Origin of the sequence: Rhodococcus sp. NPDC058505 (assembly GCF_042720095.1) — a bacterium.
GTDB lineage: Bacteria > Actinomycetota > Actinomycetes > Mycobacteriales > Mycobacteriaceae > Rhodococcus_G.
Window position 1 is genome coordinate 150,420 of the sequence record NZ_JBHXNB010000004.1, and the last position, 22,248, is coordinate 172,667.

General features: G+C 71.7%; 23 protein-coding genes. 18 read left to right on the forward strand and 5 right to left on the reverse strand.

Annotated features, from left to right (window positions below; all coding sequences use genetic code 11):
- The first annotated feature begins 54 nt into the window (after positions 1-54).
- The 3 genes from glmM (at position 55) to ACFWPA_RS04955 (ending at position 2,504) form a co-directional block, all read left to right on the forward strand.
- Positions 55-1,395 carry a phosphoglucosamine mutase gene (gene glmM, locus ACFWPA_RS04945; protein ID WP_378505918.1) on the forward strand — a complete coding sequence of 447 codons (1,341 nt, stop codon included), beginning with the start codon at positions 55-57 and terminating at the stop codon, positions 1,393-1,395.
- A 111-nt stretch (positions 1,396-1,506) separates the two neighbouring features.
- On the forward strand, positions 1,507-1,764 hold the full coding sequence (locus ACFWPA_RS04950; protein WP_378505919.1) for a hypothetical protein: 258 nt from the start codon (positions 1,507-1,509) through the stop codon (positions 1,762-1,764).
- Positions 1,761-2,504: a hypothetical protein gene (locus ACFWPA_RS04955; protein ID WP_378569734.1), complete on the forward strand. Its 744-nt coding sequence runs from the start codon at positions 1,761-1,763 to the stop codon at positions 2,502-2,504. Before ACFWPA_RS04950 ends, ACFWPA_RS04955 begins: the two co-directional genes overlap by 4 nt.
- Before the next feature lie 124 nt (positions 2,505-2,628).
- Here ACFWPA_RS04955 and ACFWPA_RS04960 read toward each other — a convergent pair whose 3' ends face one another.
- Entirely contained in the window at positions 2,629-3,459 is an 831-nt protein-coding gene (locus ACFWPA_RS04960; protein ID WP_378505921.1) for a hypothetical protein, read from the reverse strand.
- A 93-nt stretch (positions 3,460-3,552) separates the two neighbouring features.
- On the opposite strand from ACFWPA_RS04960, the gene ACFWPA_RS04965 reads away from it, so the two are divergent.
- From ACFWPA_RS04965 to ACFWPA_RS05010, 10 genes are all read left to right on the forward strand, one after another.
- Entirely contained in the window at positions 3,553-4,647 is a 1,095-nt protein-coding gene (locus tag ACFWPA_RS04965; RefSeq protein WP_378569735.1) for an alpha/beta fold hydrolase, read from the forward strand.
- A 34-nt stretch (positions 4,648-4,681) separates the two neighbouring features.
- Positions 4,682-6,544 (forward strand): glutamine--fructose-6-phosphate transaminase (isomerizing), encoded by a 1,863-nt coding sequence (gene glmS / locus ACFWPA_RS04970; RefSeq protein ID WP_378505923.1) that lies wholly within the window; start codon positions 4,682-4,684, stop codon positions 6,542-6,544.
- Between the two features lie 82 nt (positions 6,545-6,626).
- Positions 6,627-8,066 carry an NAD(P)H-hydrate dehydratase gene (locus tag ACFWPA_RS04975; protein WP_378569736.1) on the forward strand — a complete coding sequence of 480 codons (1,440 nt, stop codon included), beginning with the start codon at positions 6,627-6,629 and terminating at the stop codon, positions 8,064-8,066.
- A 60-nt stretch (positions 8,067-8,126) separates the two neighbouring features.
- Complete coding sequence (gene alr / locus ACFWPA_RS04980; RefSeq protein ID WP_378505925.1) at positions 8,127-9,347, forward strand: alanine racemase; 1,221 nt, start codon at positions 8,127-8,129, stop codon at positions 9,345-9,347.
- A complete protein-coding gene (locus ACFWPA_RS04985; protein ID WP_378506056.1) occupies positions 9,347-10,420 on the forward strand; it encodes an alpha/beta fold hydrolase in 1,074 nt (357 codons plus the stop codon). Before alr ends, ACFWPA_RS04985 begins: the two co-directional genes overlap by 1 nt.
- Positions 10,413-10,892: a tRNA (adenosine(37)-N6)-threonylcarbamoyltransferase complex ATPase subunit type 1 TsaE gene (gene tsaE / locus ACFWPA_RS04990; protein WP_378505926.1), complete on the forward strand. Its 480-nt coding sequence runs from the start codon at positions 10,413-10,415 to the stop codon at positions 10,890-10,892. Before ACFWPA_RS04985 ends, tsaE begins: the two co-directional genes overlap by 8 nt.
- 22 nt (positions 10,893-10,914) lie before the next feature.
- Positions 10,915-11,565 (forward strand): tRNA (adenosine(37)-N6)-threonylcarbamoyltransferase complex dimerization subunit type 1 TsaB, encoded by a 651-nt coding sequence (tsaB, locus tag ACFWPA_RS04995; RefSeq protein WP_378569737.1) that lies wholly within the window; start codon positions 10,915-10,917, stop codon positions 11,563-11,565.
- The gene (rimI, locus tag ACFWPA_RS05000) at positions 11,562-12,050 is read left to right on the forward strand and encodes a ribosomal protein S18-alanine N-acetyltransferase (RefSeq protein ID WP_378505928.1); all 489 of its coding nucleotides are present in this window, start codon (positions 11,562-11,564) and stop codon (positions 12,048-12,050) included. Before tsaB ends, rimI begins: the two co-directional genes overlap by 4 nt.
- Entirely contained in the window at positions 12,047-13,099 is a 1,053-nt protein-coding gene (gene tsaD / locus ACFWPA_RS05005; RefSeq protein WP_378505929.1) for a tRNA (adenosine(37)-N6)-threonylcarbamoyltransferase complex transferase subunit TsaD, read from the forward strand. Before rimI ends, tsaD begins: the two co-directional genes overlap by 4 nt.
- Positions 13,089-13,658 carry a potassium channel family protein gene (locus ACFWPA_RS05010; protein WP_378505930.1) on the forward strand — a complete coding sequence of 190 codons (570 nt, stop codon included), beginning with the start codon at positions 13,089-13,091 and terminating at the stop codon, positions 13,656-13,658. The genes tsaD and ACFWPA_RS05010 overlap by 11 nt, the downstream gene beginning before the upstream one ends.
- Positions 13,659-13,664: 6 nt before the next feature.
- Here ACFWPA_RS05010 and ACFWPA_RS05015 read toward each other — a convergent pair whose 3' ends face one another.
- On the reverse strand, positions 13,665-14,108 hold the full coding sequence (locus tag ACFWPA_RS05015) for an RrF2 family transcriptional regulator (protein WP_378505931.1): 444 nt from the start codon (positions 14,106-14,108) through the stop codon (positions 13,665-13,667).
- A gap of 88 nt (positions 14,109-14,196) precedes the next feature.
- A complete protein-coding gene (locus ACFWPA_RS05020) occupies positions 14,197-15,945 on the reverse strand; it encodes a TIGR03767 family metallophosphoesterase (RefSeq protein WP_378569738.1) in 1,749 nt (582 codons plus the stop codon).
- Between the two features lie 241 nt (positions 15,946-16,186).
- Here ACFWPA_RS05020 and groES point away from each other — a divergent pair, with 241 nt between their 5' ends.
- Complete coding sequence (gene groES, locus ACFWPA_RS05025; protein ID WP_378505933.1) at positions 16,187-16,489, forward strand: co-chaperone GroES; 303 nt, start codon at positions 16,187-16,189, stop codon at positions 16,487-16,489.
- Positions 16,490-16,568: 79 nt separating this feature from the next.
- A complete protein-coding gene (gene groL / locus ACFWPA_RS05030; RefSeq protein ID WP_378505934.1) occupies positions 16,569-18,185 on the forward strand; it encodes a chaperonin GroEL in 1,617 nt (538 codons plus the stop codon).
- Between the two features lie 75 nt (positions 18,186-18,260).
- Here the strand turns inward: groL and ACFWPA_RS05035 are convergent, their stop codons facing one another.
- Entirely contained in the window at positions 18,261-18,554 is a 294-nt protein-coding gene (locus ACFWPA_RS05035; protein ID WP_378505935.1) for a WhiB family transcriptional regulator, read from the reverse strand.
- Positions 18,555-19,097: 543 nt separating this feature from the next.
- Here ACFWPA_RS05035 and ACFWPA_RS05040 point away from each other — a divergent pair.
- The 3 genes from ACFWPA_RS05040 to ACFWPA_RS05050 all read left to right on the forward strand — a co-directional run bounded on the left by ACFWPA_RS05040 (position 19,098) and on the right by ACFWPA_RS05050 (position 21,570).
- Positions 19,098-19,901, forward strand: coding sequence for a hypothetical protein (locus tag ACFWPA_RS05040; protein ID WP_378505936.1), 804 nt, complete (start codon positions 19,098-19,100; stop codon positions 19,899-19,901).
- A 90-nt stretch (positions 19,902-19,991) separates the two neighbouring features.
- A complete protein-coding gene (locus tag ACFWPA_RS05045) occupies positions 19,992-20,570 on the forward strand; it encodes a sigma-70 family RNA polymerase sigma factor (RefSeq protein ID WP_378505937.1) in 579 nt (192 codons plus the stop codon).
- A complete protein-coding gene (locus ACFWPA_RS05050; RefSeq protein ID WP_378505938.1) occupies positions 20,563-21,570 on the forward strand; it encodes an anti-sigma-D factor RsdA in 1,008 nt (335 codons plus the stop codon). Before ACFWPA_RS05045 ends, ACFWPA_RS05050 begins: the two co-directional genes overlap by 8 nt.
- 64 nt (positions 21,571-21,634) lie before the next feature.
- On the opposite strand, the gene ACFWPA_RS05055 is transcribed toward ACFWPA_RS05050, so the two are convergent.
- Positions 21,635-22,039 (reverse strand): DUF5319 domain-containing protein, encoded by a 405-nt coding sequence (locus tag ACFWPA_RS05055; protein WP_378505939.1) that lies wholly within the window; start codon positions 22,037-22,039, stop codon positions 21,635-21,637.
- Positions 22,040-22,248 lie beyond the last annotated feature (209 nt).

A 22,248-nucleotide genomic window follows, 5' to 3' on the forward strand; every position in this document is an offset into this window, starting at 1 on the left:
GTAGAAGTGCACCAACCTGCGGGAATCCGCACGAACGGCAAGGGGTCTGAATTCATGGGTCGGATGTTCGGTACGGACGGGGTGCGGGGGCTGGCGAACGCAGACCTCGACGCGGAACTGGCGTTGCGGATCGCCGGGGCGGCGGCCTCGGTGCTGGCATTGTCCGAGCGGGGCGCCGCCCGGCCGACCGCGGTCGTCGGCCGCGACCCCCGCGCCAGCGGTGAGATGCTCGCCGCCGCCGTCACCGCAGGACTCTGCGCCGCCGGTGTTGACGTGATCGACGTCGGGGTGCTGCCCACCCCGGCCGTCGCCTACCTCACCGGTGTCCACGGCGCCGCGCTCGGGGTGATGATCTCCGCCTCGCACAACCCCATGCCCGACAACGGCATCAAGATCTTCGCGGCGGGCGGTCACAAGCTTGATGACGAGTCCGAGGACCGTATCGAGTCGGCGCTCACCGACCATGACCTGATCCCGCGGCCCACTGGCGCCGCGATCGGTCGGGTCGTCACCGCGGGCGACGCCGCGTCGCGGTACCTGGACCATCTCGCAGGGGCCGTCGGACACGCCCTCGACGGCCTCACCGTCGTCGTGGACTGCGCGAACGGCGCCGCATCCGCGGTCGGCCCGGCCGCGTACCGCGCCGCGGGCGCCACCGTCATCGAGATCCACAGCGCCCCAGACGGATACAACATCAACGACGGCTGCGGCTCGACCCACCTCGCCGACCTGCAGGCCGCCGTGCTCGAGCACGGCGCCGACCTCGGCCTCGCCCACGACGGCGACGCGGATCGTTGCCTCGCGGTCGACGCGACCGGCACCGTCATCGACGGCGACGTGATCATGTCGATTCTCGCCGTCGCGATGCGCGAGGCGGGGGAGCTCGTCGACAACACGCTCGTCGCGACCGTGATGAGCAACCTCGGACTGCACATCGCGATGCGGGAGGCGGGCATCGAGGTCCGCACCACCGCCGTCGGTGACCGCTACGTCCTCGAGGAGCTGCGGGCGGGCCGGTTCAGCCTCGGCGGCGAGCAGTCCGGGCACGTCGTGCTGCCCGGGTTCGGGACCACCGGTGACGGCGTCCTGACCGGTCTGCGGCTGATGAGCCGGATGGCGCAAACCCGGTCGTCGCTGGCCGACCTCGCGACCGTGATGCAGATCCTGCCGCAAGTCCTGGTCAACGTGAAGGTCACCGACAAGGCCGCCGTCGCGGTCGCGCCGACCGTGCTCGAGGCGGTCGCCGACGCCGAACGCCGACTCGGCGACACCGGCCGGGTGCTGCTGCGCCCGTCCGGCACCGAGCAGCTGGTTCGGGTGATGGTCGAGGCCACCGAGATCGAGGTGGCGCGTGCCCTCGCGGACGGTCTCGCGGACCGGGTCGCCGCCGTCTGAGCCCCGTCAATGGACTCGGGGAACCGGTTCCGGTTGCCGTGCGTCTGACACCGTGACGGTGTAGTCGGGCGCGCAGGCGCGCGGCCTCGATACGGCAGCGGGGTGGGGCAGGTGGACGGGGAGCTGACGCTCGACGAGGCAACGGTGCGCGCGGCGGCGGCCGTGTTCGCGGATTCGGCAGCGGAGCTCGCCCGGCTCGCCGAGCGGGTGGAGACCGCGCTGGCCTGCGGCGACGGTCGGCAGGCCAGCGTGACGCGGGCCTGGGCGCAACGGACCGCCGCCGCGGCGGCGCTGCTGACATCGACCGCCGACCGGTATGCCGCGCAGGAGGTGGCTGCCGCGGCCGCGTTCCGGCGGCTCGACTGGTGAACCCGCGATACCGGGACCTCGAACCGGATGCCCTGCACGCCGACGCGGAGATCCTCCGGTCCACCGCCGCGGTTCTGCGTGCGCATCTGCTCGCCCAGGAGCAGGCCGTCGCCAGGGTGACCGCCACCTGGACCGGGCCCGCCGCCGAGGCGGCGCTCACGGTCCTCCGGCGTCACCTCGACACGGCACGGGCGGACTGCGCGCGCATCGCGGCGGCAGCGGACACCCTCGACGCCGGTGCCGAGCTGATCCGGGAGGCGCACGCGGCACGGGCGGACCTCGCGCGACGGGCCGCCGACCTCGATCCGGAGGACGGAGCGCACCCCTGCGTGGCCATCGCCGCCCTGACCGAGCTGTTCACCGTCGTCGACCGCGTCGTCGAGGGGGTGCGCGAGATGGTGGAGCTGGCGCTCGCCAGCGTCGGTGCTGCCGAGTCCCCGCACGTCGCTGCGCCGCCGCCCGTTGCTCCGCCGCCCGTTGCTGCTCCGCCCGTTGCTGCGCCGCCGCCCGTTGCTCCGCCGGCCGCTGCCGCGCCGCCCGTTGCTCCGCCGGCCGCTGCCGCGCCGCCCGTTGCTCCGCCGGCCGCTGCCGCGCCGCAGCCGGTGCCGGTCGCGGCGGGTGACGTCGATGCGCTCGCGTTCGGGCCGCGGCGGGATCGGTCGGGTGCGGCGGCGCCGACCCACGCCGCGGTCGCGGCCGACCGCAGCGGGGCGGAACTGGCCGACGCGGGGCCGCTGTGAGCCTTGACGACCTGCGCGTGCTGCTGACCGCCGCGGTGGACCGGGCGGAACGCGCGCTCACCGACCGGGCGGACCGGGATCCGGCGCCGTCGCCACGGTCAGCGCCGGCGGATGAACCTCCAGATCAGCCGCGCAGCAGTTGGCTGGTGTGATCGGGTTCCTCCAGGTCGGGAACCAGGGTGGTGTGCGGAATCTCGACACCCGGCGTCGCGAACGGCGCGTAGTCGGTGTCGCCGGACAGGTGGTACAGCAGATAGCCGGTGAGCAGGGCCCGCGTGGTCCGCTGGGTGCCGCGCTGCGACCGGCCGAGACCGAGCGCGCCGAACAGCGCCCGACCCTCGGCGAGGCCACCACCGGACGCCTTGTCCACTCCCCGCAGGATCGCCTGCCCGCCCCAGGCCGCGGCGAGGGACCGGGCGTTGCAGTTCATCGAGTCGAGGTCCTCGGCCGCGGCGAGGACCAGCGCGGGCCCCGACTGCTCGGCCGCGAACGCCTCCGCCGCCGGTGCGGTCGGTGCGGGGAAGAGTGCCGCAACCGCGGGCGAGCCGTGCTCGGCTGCCGCGATCACCGCCGCGCCGGCACCCATCGCATGCCCGGCGAAGGCGACCCGGTCCGCGGCGACCGAGATCTTCCCTTGGCCGAGCCGGACGCCGGTGCAGATGTCGGCTGCGCCGCGCAGGTCCGCGGCCAGCGCGAGGTGGGAGGCCACCGGGGACCGCTGGGTGTCCGGGGCGGCGGCGACGATGCCCCACGACGCCAGGTGGGTGAGGGTCTCCCGATAGCGGTCCACCCCGGTCATCCATCCGTGGCCGAACACCACGGCAGGCAACGCGAAGCCCTCGGCCGGGGTGTACACCACGCCGGGCAGACCCGCCAATGCGAGGTCGCCGCGCAGCACCCGGTGCGGTCCGCGCTTAGATAGACGAGAGGCCAGGGTCTTCGGAGTCGGCGCCACGTGCACGACCGTATCCGATCGACGGGCGGTGGATGTTCGAAGGCCGCCCGGCGCCCCGGCCGGGCATGGCAGGACGGCGAGGGAGTTTTCACGGTGTTTGGCATTCCGGTTCCGGTACCGCGGGATCTGGCGCGGGCGGCGGCGAACGTCCGCGCCCGGATCGGATCCGGGGGCCTCGCGGATCTCCGACCGACCGACTCCGAGGTGGTGGACGAGAACGCGGACCGGACAATCCGGCGGTTCCGGTCCGCCGACGGCTCCGGGGTCGGTGCCCCGGTGCTGCTCGTCACACCGCTGGCGGCCACCTCGATCGCGTTCGATCTGCGGCGCGGCTGCAGTTTCGTCGAGTACCTCCGGGACACCGGAAGGGACGTGTACGTCGTCGACTACGGTCCGGTGAACTTCGCGGACCGCAGCCGCGGGTTCGAGCACTGGGTCGACGACGTCGTTCCCGACGCGGTCCGGGTGGTCAGCGCCGACGCGGGCGGGTCGGATGTCCACCTCGCGGGCTGGTCGCTCGGCGGGATCTTCGCCGTGTACGCCGCCGCAGCGCACCGGGAACTGCCGCTGCGGTCGCTGACCCCGATCGCCAGCCCGTTCGACCTGCGTCAGGTGCCGCTGTTCGCGACGCTGCGCCCGCTGGACCGGCTGTTCGGGCCGCTCACCGTCACCCCGTTCTACCGGCTCGTCGGCACGGTGCCCGCCCCGCTGACCAGTCTCGGGTTCAAGGTCGCCAGCGTGGACAAGTACCTGACCAGGCCGTGGACGGTGCTCACCAACCTCGACGATCGGGACCACCTCGAGCAGATCGAGGCCGTCGACCGGTTCATGAACAGCATGTACGCCTACCCAGGACGCACCTTCGGTCAGCTGTACCACGTCGTGATGCGGTCCAACGAGTTCGCGACCGGGCACATGCGGATCGGCGGCAGGCAGGTGGACCTGGACGCGATCGACGTCCCGGTGATGGTCGTCGCGGGCAGCGGCGACGGACTCGCCCCGAAACAGGCTGTTCGGCACCTGACCGACCTGCTCGGTGGTGCCCCGACCGTGCGGTACGGCGTGTACCCCGGCGGGCATCTCGGTGTGCTCACCGGACGCAGCGCCAGGGACACCATGTGGCCCGCGTTCGCCGCGTTCCTCGCGGACTGCGACGACGCCGGGTCGGATCCCACGGGTCCGCGCTGACCTGGGGGTGGCGCGCCCAGTAGGCTTGGGCACCATGTGCGGAATCGTGGGATACGTCGGCCACCGCCCTGCCCTTGGCGTCGTGGTGGAGGCGCTGCGCCGAATGGAATACCGCGGCTACGACTCCGCCGGGATCGCGGTCCTGGACGGAGCGGGTGGGCTTGCGGTCGAACGCAAGGCGGGCAAGCTTGCCAATCTGACGGCCGAGCTGGCGGAGGTCGGCGCCGACCGCTTCGCGGGCAGCACCGGAATCGGGCATACGCGGTGGGCAACGCACGGCCGCCCCACCGACCGCAACGCCCACCCGCACCGGGACGCGGACGGCAAGCTGGCCGTCGTGCACAACGGCATCATCGAGAACTTCACCCCGCTCCGTCAGGAGCTGGAGGCCGCCGGGATCGAGCTGCAGAGCGACACCGACTCCGAGGTGGCCGTGCACCTCGTCGCGCGGGCCTACGCCGAGGGCGAGACCGCAGGCGACTTCGTGGCAAGCGCACACCAGGTGCTGCGCAGGCTCGAGGGCGCGTTCACGCTGGTCTTCACGCACGCCGATCACGCCGACACCATCATCGCGGCCCGCCGGTCGACGCCGCTGGTCGTCGGTGTCGGTGACGGCGAAATGTTCGTCGGCTCCGACGTCGCCGCGTTCATCGAGCACACCCGCGACGCGATCGAACTCGGCCAGGACCAGGTCGTGGTGATCACCGCCGACGGCTACCGGATCACCGACTTCGCCGGCAACGAGGCCACCGGGCGTCCGTTCCGGATCGACTGGGACCTCGAGGCCGCCGAGAAGGGTGGCCACGACTACTTCATGCTCAAGGAGATCGCCGAGCAGCCCGCCGCCGTCGCGGACACGCTGCTCGGGCACTTCGAGGACGGCAAGATCGTCCTCGACGAGCAGCGGCTGTCCGATCAGGAACTGCGGGACGTGGACAAGGTCTTCGTCGTCGCCTGCGGCAGCGCCTACCACTCCGGCCTGCTCGCCAAGTACGCGATCGAGCACTGGACCCGGCTGCCCGTCGAGGTCGAGCTCGCCAGCGAGTTCCGGTACCGGGACCCGGTGCTGGACCGGTCGACGCTCGTCGTCGCGGTGTCGCAGTCGGGGGAGACCGCCGACACCCTCGAGGCCGTGAAGCACGCCAAGGATCAGAAGGCCCGGGTGCTGGCGATCTGCAACACCAACGGTGCCCAGATTCCCCGTGAGGCCGACGCCGTCCTCTACACCCGGGCCGGTCCGGAGATCGCCGTCGCGTCGACGAAGGCGTTCCTCGCCCAGGTGACGGCCAACTATCTGGTCGGTCTCGCGCTCGCGCAGGCGCGCGGCACCAAGTACCCGGATGAGGTGGCGCGCGAGTACGCCGAGCTCGAGTCGATGCCCGCGCTGGTGACGCGGGTGCTCGAGACGATCGAGCCGGTGCGCGCGCTGGCGAGGGAGCTTGCGGACGCATCGACGGTGCTGTTCCTCGGCAGACACGTGGGCTACCCGGTCGCGCTCGAGGGTGCACTCAAGCTCAAGGAGCTCGCATACATGCACGCCGAGGGCTTCGCCGCCGGTGAGCTCAAGCACGGTCCGATCGCGCTGATCGAGGAGGGCCTGCCGGTCATCGTGGTGATGCCGTCCCCGAAGGGACGTGCCGTGCTGCACTCGAAGCTGGTCTCCAACATTCAGGAGATCAAGGCCCGCGGTGCGCGCACGATCGTCATCGCCGAGGAGGGCGACGAGATGGTGCGGCCGCACGCCGATCACCTGATCGAGATTCCCGCCTCGCCGACCCTGCTGCAGCCGCTGCTGTCGACGATCCCGCTGCAGGTGTTCGCGGCGGAGGTCGCCCGCGCCCGCGGCTACGACGTCGACAAGCCCCGCAACCTCGCAAAGTCCGTCACCGTCGAGTAGGCGGCTCCGCCGCCTGTGAGTCTTTTTGGCCCCGACCGGGGCCAAAAAGACTCACAGGCACGGAGTGCCGGAGGGGGGTTCGGTGCGCGAATTTCACACCGCCGAGCAGGTCAGGGCCGCCGAGGCGCCGCTGCTGTCGGCGCTGCCCGAGGGCACGCTGATGCGCCGCGCCGCGCACGGGCTCGCCGGTGTCGCGGCCGCCGAACTGCGGGCACGCGCCGGGGGTGTCGCGGGGCGATCGGTGACGCTGCTCGTCGGGTCCGGGGACAACGGCGGGGACGCGCTGTTCGCGGGTGCGCTGCTGCGGCGGCGGGGAGTCGCGGTGCGAGCGGTGCTGCTCGACCCCGCGCGGGTGCACGGTCCGGGGCTCGCGGCACTGCGCGCGGCGGGCGGCCGGATCGGCGCGGACCTCGGCGATCCGGACCTGGTGCTCGACGGGATCGTCGGGATCTCCGGACGCGGGCCGCTGCGCCCCGCCGCGGCGTCGGTGGTCGCGTCGATCACCGCGCCGATTATTGCGGTGGACCTGCCCAGCGGCGTGGACCCGGACACCGGGGCGGTGGCCGGGCCCGCGGTGACGGCGTCGGTGACCGTCGCGTTCGGAGCGTTGAAGCCGGTGCACGTGCTTGCCGCCGCCCGGTGCGGGCGGGTGGAGCTGGTCGACATCGGATTGGCTCCGATGGCGGCCGGAATCCGCGCGCTGACGCCAGCCGAGGTGGGGGCTCGGTGGCCGCTGCCCGGCGCGGCGGACGACAAATACAGCCAGGGCGTCGTCGGGGTCGTCGCGGGCGGCGAGCGCTACCCGGGTGCCGCCGTGCTGTCCTGTGGGGGCGCGGTCGCGGCAACCTCCGGCATGGTGCGCTACGTGGGATCCGCGGCACCACAGGTGATTTCGGCGTGGCCAGAGGTGGTCGCCGCGGATCGGCTGGACACGGCGGGCAGGGTGCAGGCCTGGGTGGTCGGGCCGGGGATCGGGACCGGTCCCTCCGCAACGGCCGTGGTGCGGGGCGCGGTCGAGTCGGACCTGCCGGTACTGATCGACGCGGACGGGCTGACCGTTCTCGCCGCGGATCCCGGACTGCTCGCTGGCCGGTCGGCCCCCACCCTGCTGACACCGCACGCCGGGGAGTTCGCGCGGCTCACCGGCGTGGATCCCGGCGCCGACCGGGTCGGGTGTGCCCGCGACCTCGCCGACCGGTGGGGGGTGACGGTGCTGCTCAAGGGGCGCGCGACGGTGATCGCGGAACCCGGGGGCGCGGTGCTGGTCAACGACGCGGGCGGGTCCGCAGCGGCGACCGCCGGATCCGGGGACGTGCTGGCCGGGCTGATCGGCGCCCTGCTGTCCACCGGCCTCGACCCGTCCGGCGCCGCGGCGATGGGTGCGCGGGCACACTCGCTTGCGGCGGCACTCGCGGCGGGTGCGGGGTCGGCGACGGCGGCACCGATCTCAGCGGGTGCGCTGTTGACGCAGGTCAGATCCGCGATCCGGATTCTGCGGGCCGCATCGGACGCCGGGTCCTGACCGCACCGAGTGAGCGGGGTCATTGGGCATAAGGGCAGGTGGTGGCAGGATTGGGGGATCATGACCATCACCGCGAACAGTGACCGTACGGCGCCCGTCCCCCCGGCGGGCGCCGATTTGTCCGGACCCGCGCCGCAGGCACCGGCACCCCAGGCGGAGGCGCTGATCGACCTCGACGCGATCGCGCACAACACGAGGGTGCTCAAGGAACACGCGGGGGACGGCGCCGTGATGGCGGTGGTCAAGGCCGACGCCTACAACCACGGGGCCGTTGCCGTCGCCCGAGCAGCGCTCGACGCGGGCGCCTCCGACCTGGGCGTCACCACCGTCGGGGAGGCGCTCGCCCTGCGCGCCGCCGGGATCACCGCTCCGGTGCTGTCGTGGCTGCACACCGCGGACACCGACTTCCGCGCCGCGATCGCCGCCGACGTCGAACTCGCCGTGTCCTCGCCCCGCCACCTCGCCGCGGTGGTCGCCGCGGCACGCCAGGTCGGGGCCACCGCGGCGGTGTCGGTGAAGGTGGACACCGGGTTGAACCGCAACGGCGTCTCGCCGACCGAACTCGACGACCTGCTCGACGGACTCGCGCGGGCCACGGCGGAGGGCGCGGTGCGGCTCGGGGGAGTGTTCTCCCACCTCGCACACGCCGACCAGCCCCATCACCCGGTCATCGACGAGCAGTCGCTGGTGCTGCGCGACGCGGTCGAGCGGGCGACGCGGCTCGGGCTGGCTCCGGACCGGGTGCACCTGGCGAACTCCGCGGCGACGCTGACCCGGCCCGACCTGCGGTTCGACATGGTTCGGCCCGGTATCGCGCTGTACGGGTTGTCGCCGGTCCCGGAACTCGGCGGCTTCGGGCTGCGCCCGGCGATGACGCTGCGCGCCAGGGTCGCCCTGGTCAAGAAGGTTGCGGCGGGCGGCGGGGTGTCCTACGGGCACACCTGGATCGCGCCGCACGACACCACCGTCGCACTGCTGCCGGTCGGCTACGCGGACGGTGTTCCGCGGGCGCTCGGCGGACGGTTCGAGGTCCAGATCGGGGACCGACGGTTCCCTCAGATCGGGCGGGTGTGCATGGATCAGGTCGTCGTCGACCTCGGGCCCGACCCCGGTTCCGTCGCGGAGGGGGACACCGCGATCCTCTTCGGCAGCGGGGCCGATGGCGAGCCGGTCGCGCAGGACTGGGCCGACCGCCTCGACACCATCCACTACGAGGTGGTGACCGGTGTCCGCGGCCGGGTGGTGCGCACCTACATCGGCGGCGACCGGACTCGCGGGTGATGCCGTTCGGTCGCCGCGGTGCGATCGGCGGTGCCGGGGTCGCTGCCGCGGTCGGGGCGCTGGCCGGGGTGCGGGCGGCGCAGCAGCGGACCGAGCCGAGCAGGCGCCGTCGGGACCGGCACGCCGACGAGGACTTCGGGCTGCTCGACAGCGACCGCGGCAGCCTGGTTGTCGCCGATGACGGCGTCGCCCTCGCGATCCGGGAGGTCGGCCCGGTGGACGCGCCGCTGACCGTGGTGTTCGTGCACGGATACTGCCTGCGGATGGACTCCTGGCATTTCCAACGGCGGCAGTTGCGGAAGCGCTGGGGTGACTCGGTGCGGATGGTGTTCTACGACCAGCGCGGTCACGGCCGCTCCGGCACCCCGACCGCGGAGTCGTGCACAATCGGTCAGCTCGGTCGCGACCTGCACGCGGTGCTGCGGGCCGTCGCACCGACCGGGCCGGTAGTGCTGGTCGGCCATTCGATGGGCGGCATGACGATCCTGTCGCTGGCGCGTCAGATGCCGGAATTGTTCGGGGAGCACGTGATCGGGGTTGGGCTGCTCGCGACCGCGGCGGCGGGCCTGAACCGGACCGGCCTGAGCCGGAACCTGCAGAACCCGGTGATCGACGCGTTCCGGTTCGCGGTGCGGACCGCGCCGGGTGTCGTCCAGGTGGGGCGCGGCGCCGCCCGCGCGATTATCTCCCCGATCCTGCGGGCGTCGTCGTACGGCACCGAGGTGAGCCCGTCGCTGACCCGGTTCTCGGAGCGCATGCTGAACGAGACGTCGGTGACGACGATCGTCAACTTCCTCAAATCGCTGGAACTGCACGACGAATCGGAGGCGCTGCCGGTGATCGCCGGTCTGCCAGCACTGGTGCTGTGCGGTGACACGGACATGGTGATCCCGTTCGCCCAGTCGCAGGCGATGGCCGACGAACTGCCGAACTGTGAGCTGGTGCGGGTGGTCTCGGCCGGCCACCTGGTCCAACTGGAGTTCCCGATCCGGGTGACCGACGCGATCGACCGGTTGGTGACCCGGGCGGTCGCCGAACACGACCTGGAAACGAAGGAGAGCATTGGTGGCTGACCACGAGCAGGCGGTGATCCACCTCCCGACGGTGGCGGACACCGAGGCGTTCGGGCGGAGGCTGGCCGTCGAACTCGGCGCCGGTGACCTGGTGGTGCTGGACGGGCCGCTCGGGGCGGGGAAGACGGCGCTGGCGCGGGGCATCGCGGCGGGTCTCGGCGTGCAGGGCCGGGTCAGTTCCCCGACCTTCATCATCGCCCGCGAGCACCGCGCGGGCAGCAGGCCCGACGGCGGCGTGGCCGTCGCGATGGTGCACGTCGATGCGTACCGGCTCGGCCTCGGCGCCGAACGGTCCGCCACGTTCGACGAACTCGACGCCCTCGACCTGGACACCGACCTCGCGGGCGCGGTGGTGGTGGTCGAGTGGGGCGAGGGAATCGTCGAGCATCTGACCGACCGGCATCTGCTGGTGCGGCTGCGGCGTGAGCCGGAGTCCGACGTCCGCACCGCGCGGTGGGGATGGGTTTCGTGACCGGCGGGTATCCTCGATAGCCGTGCTCGTTCTCGCTGTCGATACCGCCACCCCGGCCGTGACCGCGGGGGTGGTTCGCCTCGACGGCGACGCTCCCCGCGCCCTGGCCCACCGGATCACCGTCAATCCGCGTGCCCACGCGGAGGTGCTCACGCCGCACATCCTGGCGTGCCTTGCCGAGTCGGGGCACGGGCCCGCCGACCTGGACGCCGTCGTGGTCGGGGTCGGCCCGGGACCCTTCACCGGTCTGCGGGTCGGGATGGCGACCGGTGCGGCGTTCGGTGACGCGCTCGGGATCCCCGTGCACGGGGTGTGCAGCCTCGACGCGATCGCCGCCGACGCGGCCGCCGAGGATCAGCGGGATCTGTTGGTGGTCACCGATGCCCGCCGCCGGGAGGTGTACTGGGCGCGGTACCAGGGCGGGCGCCGCGTCGAGGGCCCCGCAGTGAACCGGCCGGTGGACCTCGAACCGCAGCCGTCGGTGGTGGTCGCGGGGTCGGCGGTGCACGCGGAGCTGTTCGATCTGCCGGTCGTTGCGGTGGCGACCCCGTCGCCCGCCGGGCTGGTTGCGGTGGCCGCGGCCGCGCTGATGGCCGCGGTGGATCCGGAACCTCTTGTGCCGCTGTATCTTCGACGTCCGGATGCCGTCGAGATGGCGGACCGGAAGAAATGAGCGACGCGCTCACCGCGATGCGGCCTGCCGACGCGCAGCGCTGCGCGGAACTGGAGACGCTGCTGTTCGCCGGGGACGGGCCCTGGAGTGCGGACGCGTTCCGCGCCGAGCTCGCGCACCCGCACAACCACTACGTCGTCGTCCGCAGCGACAGCGGCCGGGTGCTCGGGTACGCCGGAGTCGCGTTGCTGGGCAACGCGCCCGACATCGAGGCCGAGGTGCACACCATCGGTGTCGACCCCGAGCACCGTCGGCGGGGTCTGGGAGCGTTGCTCCTCGACGAACTGCTCGGGCTCGCCGACCGGCACGGAGCCCCGGTCTTCCTTGAGGTCCGCACCGACAACGAGGCGGCCATCGCCCTCTACCGGCGCGAGGGATTCGAGATCGTGGGAACCCGCCGAAACTACTACCAGCCCAGCGGCGCCGATGCGTACACGATGCGTCGCCCCGGGGTGTTGATCGAGCAGGAGGAGTCGCAGTCGTGATCGTGATGGGAATCGAAAGCTCCTGCGACGAAACGGGAGTCGGCATCGTTCGGTGGCGGGCGGACGGCACCTGCGAACTGCTCGCGGACGAGGTCGCGTCCAGCGTCGATCAGCACGCCCGCTACGGCGGGGTCGTCCCGGAGGTCGCCTCCCGCGCCCACCTCGAGGCGATCGTCCCGACGATGCGGCGCGCCCTCGCGCAGGCCGGGATCGCGAAGCCGGACGCGCTGGCCGTCACGATCGGTCCCGGACTGGCCGGGGCGCTGCTCGTCGGTGCTGCCGCCGCGAAGGCCTACGCCGCCGCCTGGGATGTGCCGTTCTACGCGCTCAACCATCTCGGCGGTCACGTCGCCGTCGACACCCTCGAACACGGACCGATGCCGCCGTGCGTGGCGCTGCTCGTCTCCGGCGGGCACACCCACCTGCTGCACGTGCGGGACCTCGCCCGGCCGATCGAGGAGCTCGGCACGACGGTCGACGACGCGGCCGGCGAGGCGTTCGACAAGGTGGCGCGACTGCTCGGCCTCGGCTTCCCCGGCGGGCCCGCGCTCGACGCCGCGGCCCGCGACGGTGACCCGAACGCAATCGCCTTCCCGCGCGGCATGACCGGGGCGCGAGACGCGCGGCACGACTTCTCGTTCTCCGGGCTCAAAACGGCGGTCGCCCGCTACGTGGAGTCGAAGGAGCGGGCCGGTGAGCCGGTGTCCATCCCAGACGTCGCCGCCTCGTTTCAGGAGGCCGTCGCCGACGTGCTGACGATGAAGGCGGTGCGCGCCGCGACCGATGTTGGGGTGGACACCCTGGTTCTCGGCGGCGGTGCCACCGCCAACTCGCGGATCCGGTCGCTCGCCGAGGAACGCTGCGCGGCGGCCGGATTGACGCTTCGGATCCCGAAGCCTCGGCTGTGCACCGACAATGGCGTGATGATCGCCGCACTCGGTGCCCACGTCATCGCCGGTGGCGCTGCGCCGTCGCCGCTGACCGTCGCGACCGACCCCGGCCTGTCCGTCACCGTCAGCCAGTCCTCGGTCGCGGGCGATGTCCGCTGACGGGAACGGTGACGTTCCCGGCGGCGGAGCGGGTTTCGCCGCGCTCTCGAGGTCGGCGCAGCGCACGCTGATCCGCCGGGCGGTGCTCCGTCCGGTGCTCACCGCGACACTGCTGGTCGTCGTGTACTTCCTGGTGCCGATGCACGATCTCGCATCGCTGTCCGCGGTGGCCGGGCTGGTGATCGGCCTGCTGGTGGTGACCGTGGTCTTCGGCTGGCAGATCCGCAGGATCGTCACCGCCCGCTATCCGGGGGTGCAGTCGATCGAGGCGCTCGCGGTCTCGGTGCCCACCTACCTACTGGCGTACGCCACCGTCTACCACCTGCTGTCGCAGGCGGCGGTCGACAGCTTCAGCGAGCCGCTGTCCAAGCTGGATGCGCTGTACTTCACCCTCGTCTGCTTCTCGACGGTGGGCTTCGGGGACATCGTCGCCGAGACCGAGACGGCGAGGGCCGTGGTGTCGGTGCAGATCGTCGGGAATCTGGTGCTGCTCGCGATCGGGCTCCGGGTGATCACCGCTGCCGTCCGTGCGGGGCGCCGCCGCAGGGACGCGGCCTGACCTGCCCTACTCCGATCGCGGGACGGAGAGGGTGAGCAGGACCCGGGTGTCGGGTTCGCGGACGAGGTCGTCGATCGTGATGTCGTCGAGGGCGGTGTAGAAGGCGTCCTGCGCTCGGCGCAGTGCGCCCCGCAACCGGCAGCCGTGCCGCAGGGGGCAGGGGGTGGCGCCGTCGCAGGCGACCACCTCGTCGTCGCCCTCGAGGCGGCGGGTGAGCCAGCCGACGGAGGTGCCGCGGGCCCGTTCGGTGATCGAGAGCCCGCCGCCCCGACCGCGGCGGGCTTCGACCATGCCGAGTTCCTTCAGCCGCAGCACCACCTTCGTGGTGTGCGTGTAGGGAATCGCCATCTCTTCCGCGACCTGGCCGGTCGTGAGTCCACCGCCTCCGGGGGCGACGGCCAGGCGCATCATCACGCGCAGCCCGAGGTCCGTGAACTTGGTTAGCTGCACGTGAGCGACGGTATATTACTTGCATTTCGTATTCAACAAATACGAGGTGTGATCTGTGCTGGTCAGCGTGTCGATCCGGGGGCGGTGCTCAGCCGCGCGGGGACGGCAGCAGCAGTTCGGTGTTGTGGTCGCCCGGGCCGCCGAACAGCGCGGCGTCCGCATGGATGTCGTTGAACGACAGCTCCCGGTACAGCGACGCCAGGCCGGCGGGGGAGTGGTCGCCGTGCCGCACCTCGTAGCGGCTGTCGGCTTCGATCAGGGTGGTCAGCAGGGAGATCGTGCCATCCCCGTTGTCGGTGACCTCGATCACCCGCGCGTGCTGCGGGAAGTCGACGTGGGAGGCGGTGTTGATCTCCCAGAAACCCTGCGCGGGCGTCGCACCAGGGTGCGGGGTGATCCGGTTCTGGTGAGTGTGGCCGTTGACCCACCCGAGCACGTTCGGGAACCGGTGCAGCAGATCCACCAGTTCGCCGCCGCCGTACCGGCGTTCGCCCGGATTCTCGGGGTCGGGCAGCAGGTTGTCCATCGTGTCGCTGGTGTGGTGGCTGAACAGCAGGAACCAGGTGTCGTCGACGGCTCGGGAGACGACCCGCCCGTCCCGGTCATGGTGGCGGCTGCTGCCCGCCTCGAGGGTGCGCTCGATCCACCGGAACTGCGCCTCGCCGAGCGAGCCCTCGACGAAGCCTGCGCGGTTGGTTGAGTCCATGCTGATGCCGACCACGCTCGGGAGTTCGGGGACGGCACCGCCGCCGCGCGCGATCTCGAAGGTGTAGTACCCGATGCCGGTCTCGCCGGCGTCGGGGGCGAACCCGTGTCCCACCGGGCCCGGCCCGGTGTTCTCCGGATCGAGGTGCGCGGCGATGAACTGGCGCGGGGTGAACGGTGCCCGGGCCGGGTCCGGGGTGACGATCCGCGGCGGTGTGGTGACCGCGGCAAGCGCGGCGACCAGCGCGCCGGGGTCGGCGCTGGCCGCGCTGCCGATCGCCCTGGCCTGCTCCGAGTTCGGTGATTCGATCTTGAGCCCGCCGGTGTACATCGCCTCCAGCGGGCCGATGCCGCTCGGCACGGTGCCCTGGACCGCGTCGTCGTGGTTGCCGAACACGCAGTACCAGGGGGTGCGCAGGCCGGGGCTGGTGACCGGGCGCAGGGCGGCGCCCAGCAGGCCGGGCATCGGCGGGAACCCGGCACGCTGGTAGCGGTCGGGGAGGTCGGACTCCGGGTTCCAGTACAGCTCCGAGCCCGAATTCTGCACCCCCTCGTAGCGGCCGGCCGCACCCGTGTTCGGAACGAAGGTGCCGCCGTTGAGCGCGGCTAGGAACCAGTTCAGCTCCGCGTGTTCCTTGTTGTCGGTGTTGTCGCCGGTGGTGACCACCGCGTCGAAGTCGCGGCGCGTGTGCGGTCCCCGGCCCAGCGCGTTGACCCGCGCGACCAGCGCGACCAGGCCCTGCGTGGTCAGCGTCTCCTGGGGGCGGAACGCGGACCCGGTGAACTGGTGGACGTACTCGAACCGCATCGGCGACTGTGCGTCCAGGATGTGCAGGTCGGTCAGCTGAACGAGGGCGGCCAGCGCGGTGCGGCGGTCCTCGCGCCCCGGCCTCGGTTCGGCGAGTTCGCCCCGCACGATCATCGGCAGGCCGGGCCCGGCGGTGAGGGTGCGGTAGCCGGCCGCGCCGACCGGGGCGGCGACCGTCTCGAGGGTGGTTCCGGCGATGGCCGCGGTGTCCGCCGCCGCGTACCAGGTGCCCCACGGCGCCCGGCCCAGTGCGCCGACCCCGAGGAGGCCCGCCGCGCCGAGCCCGGCCAGGCCGAGGAAGTCACGCCTGTTCAGGTTCGCCACGGTGCGACTGTAGGGCACCGGAGGGGCGACTCCGCGGATTTCGCCCGCGGCGAAGCCCGCGAGGTGAGCAGTCCGATGTCTTGAGCGCTGGCACTCGCATGTATAGAGTGCTAGTTGGCACCGACCCGGTCCCGGCACCCGCGACGACGGGACCGCGCGAGGCGCCGTATGCGTGCACTACAACCTACTTGCCCGGGGAGCAGCCCTGGGCGCTGGAAACCCCGAAAGTGGAGGGCTCATCGTGGCGAGCGTGAACATCAAGCCGCTCGAGGACAAGATCCTCGTCCAGGCCAACGAGGCCGAAACGACGACCGCCTCTGGCCTGGTCATCCCCGACACGGCGAAGGAAAAGCCCCAGGAGGGCACCGTTGTCGCCGTCGGCCCCGGCCGCTGGGACGAAGACGGCGAGAAGCGGATTCCGCTCGACGTCCAGGAGGGCGACACCGTCATCTACAGCAAGTACGGCGGAACCGAGATCAAGTACGCCGGCGAGGAGTACCTGATCCTGTCGGCGCGCGACGTGCTGGCTGTCATCTCCAAGTAAGCCACGTGCATCCGCCCCGGCGTCCCGACAAGGACCCGGGGCGGATCTCGTCCAGGACCTCCCAGGAGCAACAGCACCCATGTCCAAGCAGATCGAATTCAACGAGACCGCGCGTCGCGCACTCGAGCGTGGCGTCGACCAGCTCGCCGACGCGGTCAAGGTCACCCTCGGACCCCGCGGCAGGCACGTCGTGCTCGCCAAGGCGTTCGGCGGCCCGACCGTCACCAACGACGGCGTGTCCATCGCCCGCGAGATCGAGCTCGAGGATCCCTTCGAGAACCTCGGCGCGCAGCTGGTCAAGTCCGTCGCGACCAAGACCAACGACGTCGCGGGCGACGGCACCACCACCGCGACGGTTCTCGCGCAGGCGCTCGTCAAGGCGGGCCTGAAGAACGTCGCGGCTGGCGCCAACCCGATCGCGCTCGGCGTCGGCATCGCCAAGGCCGCCGATGCGGTGTCCGAGGCCCTGCTCGCCGCGGCGACCCCGGTCGAGGGCAAGGAGGCCATCGCCCAGGTCGCGACCGTCTCCTCGCGCGACGAGGAGATCGGCGGACTGGTCGGCGAGGCCATGACGCGGGTCGGCACCGACGGCGTCGTCACGGTCGAGGAGTCCTCGACCCTGCAGACCGAACTGGTCGTCACCGAGGGCGTCCAGTTCGACAAGGGCTTCCTTTCGCCGTACTTCATCACCGACATCGACGCACAGCAGGCCGTGCTCGAGGACGCGTCGGTGCTGCTCTACCGCGACAAGATCAGCTCGCTGCCGGACTTCCTGCCGCTGCTCGAGAAGATCGCCGAGTCGGGCAAGCCGGTCCTGATCATCGCCGAGGACATCGAGGGCGAGCCCCTGTCCACCCTCGTCGTGAACTCGATCCGCAAGACGATCAAGGCCGTCGCCGTCAAGGCGCCGTACTTCGGTGACCGCCGCAAGGCGTTCCTCGACGACCTCGCGGTCGTGACCGCCGGCACCGTCGTCAACACCGACGTCGGGCTGTCCCTCAAGGACGCGGGCCTCGACCTGCTCGGTTCGGCGCGGCGTGTCGTCGTCACCAAGGACGAGACAACCATCGTCGAGGGTGCGGGCACCCAGGCCGACATCGACGTCCGCGTCGGCCAGCTGCGTCGCGAGATCGAGAACACCGACTCGGACTGGGATCGCGAGAAGCTCGAGGAGCGCCTCGCGAAGCTCGCGGGCGGCGTCGCGGTCATCAAGGTCGGCGCGGCCACCGAAACCGACCTCAAGGAACGCAAGTTCCGCGTCGAGGACGCCGTCAACGCGGCCAAGGCCGCGGTCGAGGAGGGCATCGTCCCCGGCGGCGGTTCCGCCATCGTGCAGGCGGCGCAGGCCCTGACCGAGCTCGCCGCATCGCTGTCCGGTGACGAGGCGACCGGTGTCGAGGTGGTCCGGACCGCGGTCCAGGCGCCCCTGTACTGGATCGCCACCAACGCCGGGCTCGACGGGTCCGTCGTCGTCAGCAAGGTCGCTGAGGCGCCGAAGGGGCACGGATTCAACGCGGCGACCCTCACCTACGGGGACCTGCTCGCCGACGGTGTCGTCGACCCCGTGAAGGTGACCCGTTCCGCGGTCGTCAACGCGGCGTCCGTGGCGCGGATGGTGCTCACCACCGAGTCCGCGGTCGTCGAGAAGCCGGCCGAGGACGAGGACGCAGGCCACGGGCACGGGCACAGCCACTAGGCTCCCCGCGCCGCGGTAGACGCGGCGAACGGCCCCGGACGATCACATCGTCCGGGGCCGTTCGTGTGTCGTGGGTCAGGAGGCGATGCGCTGACGATAGCGGCGGGTGTGCGCCTCCCGCTCCGCCTCGGACATCCCGCCCCAGATGCCGTACGGCTCGCACACCGTCAGGGCGTGGGTGCGGCACTGCGCGAGCACCGGGCACTGCCTGCACATCTCCTTCGCGCGGTTCTCCCGCTGGGCGCGGGCGCGGCCGCGCTCGCCGTCGGGGTGGAAGAACATCGCGGAATCGACGCCGCGGCAGAGTCCGTGCATCTGCCAGTCCCAGATGTCGGCGTTCGGGCCGGGGAGGTGATTCGGTTGCGGCATTCCAGCTCCTGACGTCGGCTCGGGCATTGGCTTCACGGGGCGCCGCGCCGTGCGATCCCGGTGCACGAACTGCCCCGGTGGTCGAAGCGCCGCTGTGAAGGTCGTTCACGTGCGTACTCAATTTCAACGGCAACGTTATAGTCGGCGCGGAAATCGCGTCAACAGTTTCGGTTCGTGGTGATTTACATACCCCGCGACGCGAGAATTAACGATCCGTTCATGGACATTGACACAATTTCGTGATTATCGAGGGCCCCTCGGAGAATCGGGTTCTCGCCCGGCGGATGCCGATATTATTGCAGGTCGCAGCCGATTTCGGGTGGCTCGGACCGGGCATCTCGGCGGGGGCGGGGGAGGTGGGGTCCGCTCGGCGGGGTCGGATCGCGCGGCTGTTGGTTATCGGCAGACGGTTCCGGGAAATGAGTTCAATAATTTTGCAAGTCGAAATCTTAATGTGACCTGAACGGTCGTCGAACCGGCCGGAAACGTTTCGTGACGGACGCGAATCGGGGCCGTCGTGGGGTGCGCTCTACGCTTCACCCCGTGCCAGTGCCGACAGCCGCCGATCTCACCGACATCGCATTCGGGCCAACCCCGGGAGCCGTGCCCGGGCAGGCGCGATCCGCACGCGACCGCTGGCTGCGCGCGGTCGCCCTCGGCGGGCAGGGGCGCTACGCGGCCGCCCGCACCGAATTGGCCGCGGTGCGACGGGAGCGCCCCGGCGCGGTGCTCGCCTCCCTCGCCGCGAGCACCGAGGCGTCCCTGTTGCGTCAACTCGGATGGCATCGGCTCGCGTCCGCGCACGATGGGCGAGCGTTGGCGGTGATCGGCGACGACCGGACACCGTTGGCCGTCGCGGCCCGGTGCGACGCACTGACCGGACTCGCCGCCGACGCCCTCGGTTGCGGTCGAACGGCCCTCGGGTTCCGGCTGCTCGAGCGGTGCGCCGATCTGCTCGACGGGGAAACGGACGAGTCGTTGCTGCGGCAGCGGATCCGGTTGCACTGGGTGAGTGCCGAGATGTTGCTGGTGTCGGGCGACCCGGATCGTGGCCGCCGACACGCCGCGGCCGCGGTCGACCTGGCTGCGGGGTCGCCGTCGGCGCGACACCAGGTCAAGTCCGACCTGCTGCTCGCCGCCGCGGTCAGCGCCGGGCCGGACCCGGCCGCCGCCGTCGACCCGGCGCGGCGGGTGCTGGCCCGGTGCCGCGAGCACGACCTCGTTCCGCTGGAGTGGGCGGCGGCGATGTTGCTCGGCGGCGTTGCGCCCGGACCCGAGGCGGACCTGGCCAGGCAGCGCAGCGCGTCGCGGATCATCCGCGCGGGCGGGCGATTCAGGGAAACGTGAGAACCGGTCGCTATCCTTCACACGTCCCGTCAATCGGCGGGAGCGTCCGGTCGCGCGGGCGCCACTGTAACGCCAGGACACAGTCTGTCGATGAGTAGTACGAGCGAGGAGTTGGACTCAGCCGTCGCTGCGGCAGCGCAGGGCGATCGAGTCGCCTTGTCTCGGGTTCTGGAGTTTGTCCGACCCATGGTCGTGCGGTACTGCCGATCACGGGTCGGAGCCGCGGAGCGGGGACACCTGTCCGCGGACGATGTGGCGCAGGAGGTGTGCCTGGCTGTGATGACCGCTCTGCCGCGGTATCGGGATCAGGGCCGCCCCTTCATGGCGTTCGTCTACGGGATCGCCGCGCACAAGGTGGCCGACGCGCACCGCAGTGCGGGACGCAACCGGGCCGAGTCGATGGCCGAGGTCCCGGACGTCGTGTCGGCCGACGAGGGACCGGAGAAGCTGGCCCTGGACTCCGAGACGAACAGGCAGGTCAAGGCGCTGCTCGGCACGTTGTCCGAGAAGCATCGAGAGATCGTCATCCTCCGACTGGTAGTGGGTCTGTCGGCGGAGGAGACGGCCGCCGCCGTGGGGAGCACGGCGGGAGCAGTACGGGTCGCCCAGCACCGGGCGCTCACGAAGTTGAAGACCGAAGTAGCGAAAGCAGGTGAGATGTATGGCTAGGGGGAGCAAGCGCGGCCACGACAAGTGGACGCGGCGTCACGATGCGTCCGATGCCGATCTCACCGTGCCGCAGGGTGATCCGCTGGCGGACGAGATGCGCGGGCAACCGTTCGATCTCGGCGCAGTGCAACGCGATGACGCCCTGCTCGACGCGCTCGCCGGTGGTGGCGACGTCCCGACCTCGACCGAGGAGGAGTACCGGCTGGCGGCCCTGCTGGCGGGGTGGCGAGCCGAGATCGTCGGTCCCGATCTGCCGGCAGGACCGACGCTCGACGAGGCCGCGGCCGCGGTCGATCGGGAACGCGGCGACCAGCAGGCGCCGCGGCGCGGACTTCGGCTGCTGCGCCCGATTGCGGGCGCGGCCGCGGCCATCGCGGTCGTGATGGCCGGGGTGACCGTGTTCTCCTACAACGCTCAGCCGGGGGATCCGCTGTGGCGGGTCAAGGAGGTCGTCTTCACTCAGCGCGCCAACTCGACGGTGGCGAGCATCGACACGACGAACAACCTCGAAGAGGCGGAACGGATGATCAAGTCCGGCAACCCGCAGGGTGCGATCGCCGTGCTGGAATCCGCGAGCAAGCGGGTCGGGGATGTGAGCGACACGGACAAGCGCGACGAGCTCAACGCCTGGCATGACCGGCTGATGGCCGACATGGGGAAGACCACCACCACGACCGCGCCGCCCGGCACCACCACCTCGGTGCCCGGGGCGACGACCACCCTGCCCGCCGTGCCGCCGACGTCGCTGCCGGGCAGCGCAGTCACCACCAAGCCCTCGGTCCCGCCCGAGATCCTGATCGCACCGGAGGTGCCGAGCCAGCCGCCGGTGACGACGGCTCCGCCGATCACGACCGTCCCGCCGGTCACGACGGTCCCGGAGCCGACGGTCGTCGAGCCCGCGCCGACCACGGCATCGTCGACGTCGAGCCGCGTCGTCACGCCGATGACGGCGACCATCGAGACCCGGCCGCTCACGCCGGACACCTCGCCCTCTGGCTAGCCCGCACCAGCACACGAGAACGGCCCGACACGTCACGCGTGTCGGGCCGTTCTCGTGCCGTGCGTCAGGCGTCGAAGGCGTCGCCGTGCAGTGCCTCGTTCATCGAGGCGTCCGCGTACCCACGGCAGTAGTCCCAGGTCACGTACGCATCGGGGACCGGGTCGTATGCCGGTTCGTGGGGGCGGACGGTGCCGTCGACGAGCAGCTGCAGCAGGTTCGCGCGCAGCATGTCCCAGTCGTGGTAGTGGTCCTGCTGGCAGTCGTCGCAGCAGACGACCAGGCCGCGGATCCCGCGGTGCGCGAGCAGTGCCTCGTAGACGGCGAGATCGGCGAGGTCCTCTTCCACGGCGAGGCGCTCGTGGGGGTCGAGGGGCTGTCCCGGCTCGATCGCATCCAGTGCGGCGGAGGGGTCGGAGGGGTCGCCGGCGAACGGGTCCGGCGGCAGACCGGGGGGCAGTTGATCACGCACAGGTCCCACGGTACGCAGCGCGGGGCCCTCCGCGCCACCCGTTACGGCCCCGGTGACGCCCGTAGGGTCACCGGGTTCGCCCGCGTCCTCGCGCAGCCGATACCATGGTGAACGGTCTGAGGGAATACATCGCCGGGGATCGAGCATTGTTTCAGTCCCAAGAAACCGCGACGCATCGGCAGGCACCAGCGGCGCGCAGTGGGTACCCC

Bases quoted from the DNA above. Each gene is read 5' to 3' on its own strand.
- ACFWPA_RS04985 (WP_378506056.1), top strand. From the start codon at position 9,347: ATGCCGTTCGGTCGCCGCGGTGCGATCGGCGGTGCCGGGGTCGCTGCC.
- alr (WP_378505925.1), top strand. From the start codon at position 8,127: ATGACCATCACCGCGAACAGTGACCGTACGGCGCCCGTCCCCCCGGCG.
- ACFWPA_RS05050 (WP_378505938.1), top strand. From the start codon at position 20,563: ATGGCTAGGGGGAGCAAGCGCGGCCACGACAAGTGGACGCGGCGTCAC.
- ACFWPA_RS05010 (WP_378505930.1), top strand. From the start codon at position 13,089: ATGTCCGCTGACGGGAACGGTGACGTTCCCGGCGGCGGAGCGGGTTTC.
- glmS (WP_378505923.1), top strand. From the start codon at position 4,682: ATGTGCGGAATCGTGGGATACGTCGGCCACCGCCCTGCCCTTGGCGTC.
- glmM (WP_378505918.1), top strand. From the start codon at position 55: ATGGGTCGGATGTTCGGTACGGACGGGGTGCGGGGGCTGGCGAACGCA.
- groL (WP_378505934.1), top strand. From the start codon at position 16,569: ATGTCCAAGCAGATCGAATTCAACGAGACCGCGCGTCGCGCACTCGAG.
- ACFWPA_RS05045 (WP_378505937.1), top strand. From the start codon at position 19,992: ATGAGTAGTACGAGCGAGGAGTTGGACTCAGCCGTCGCTGCGGCAGCG.
- ACFWPA_RS05035 (WP_378505935.1), bottom strand. From the start codon at position 18,554: ATGCCGCAACCGAATCACCTCCCCGGCCCGAACGCCGACATCTGGGAC.
- rimI (WP_378505928.1), top strand. From the start codon at position 11,562: ATGAGCGACGCGCTCACCGCGATGCGGCCTGCCGACGCGCAGCGCTGC.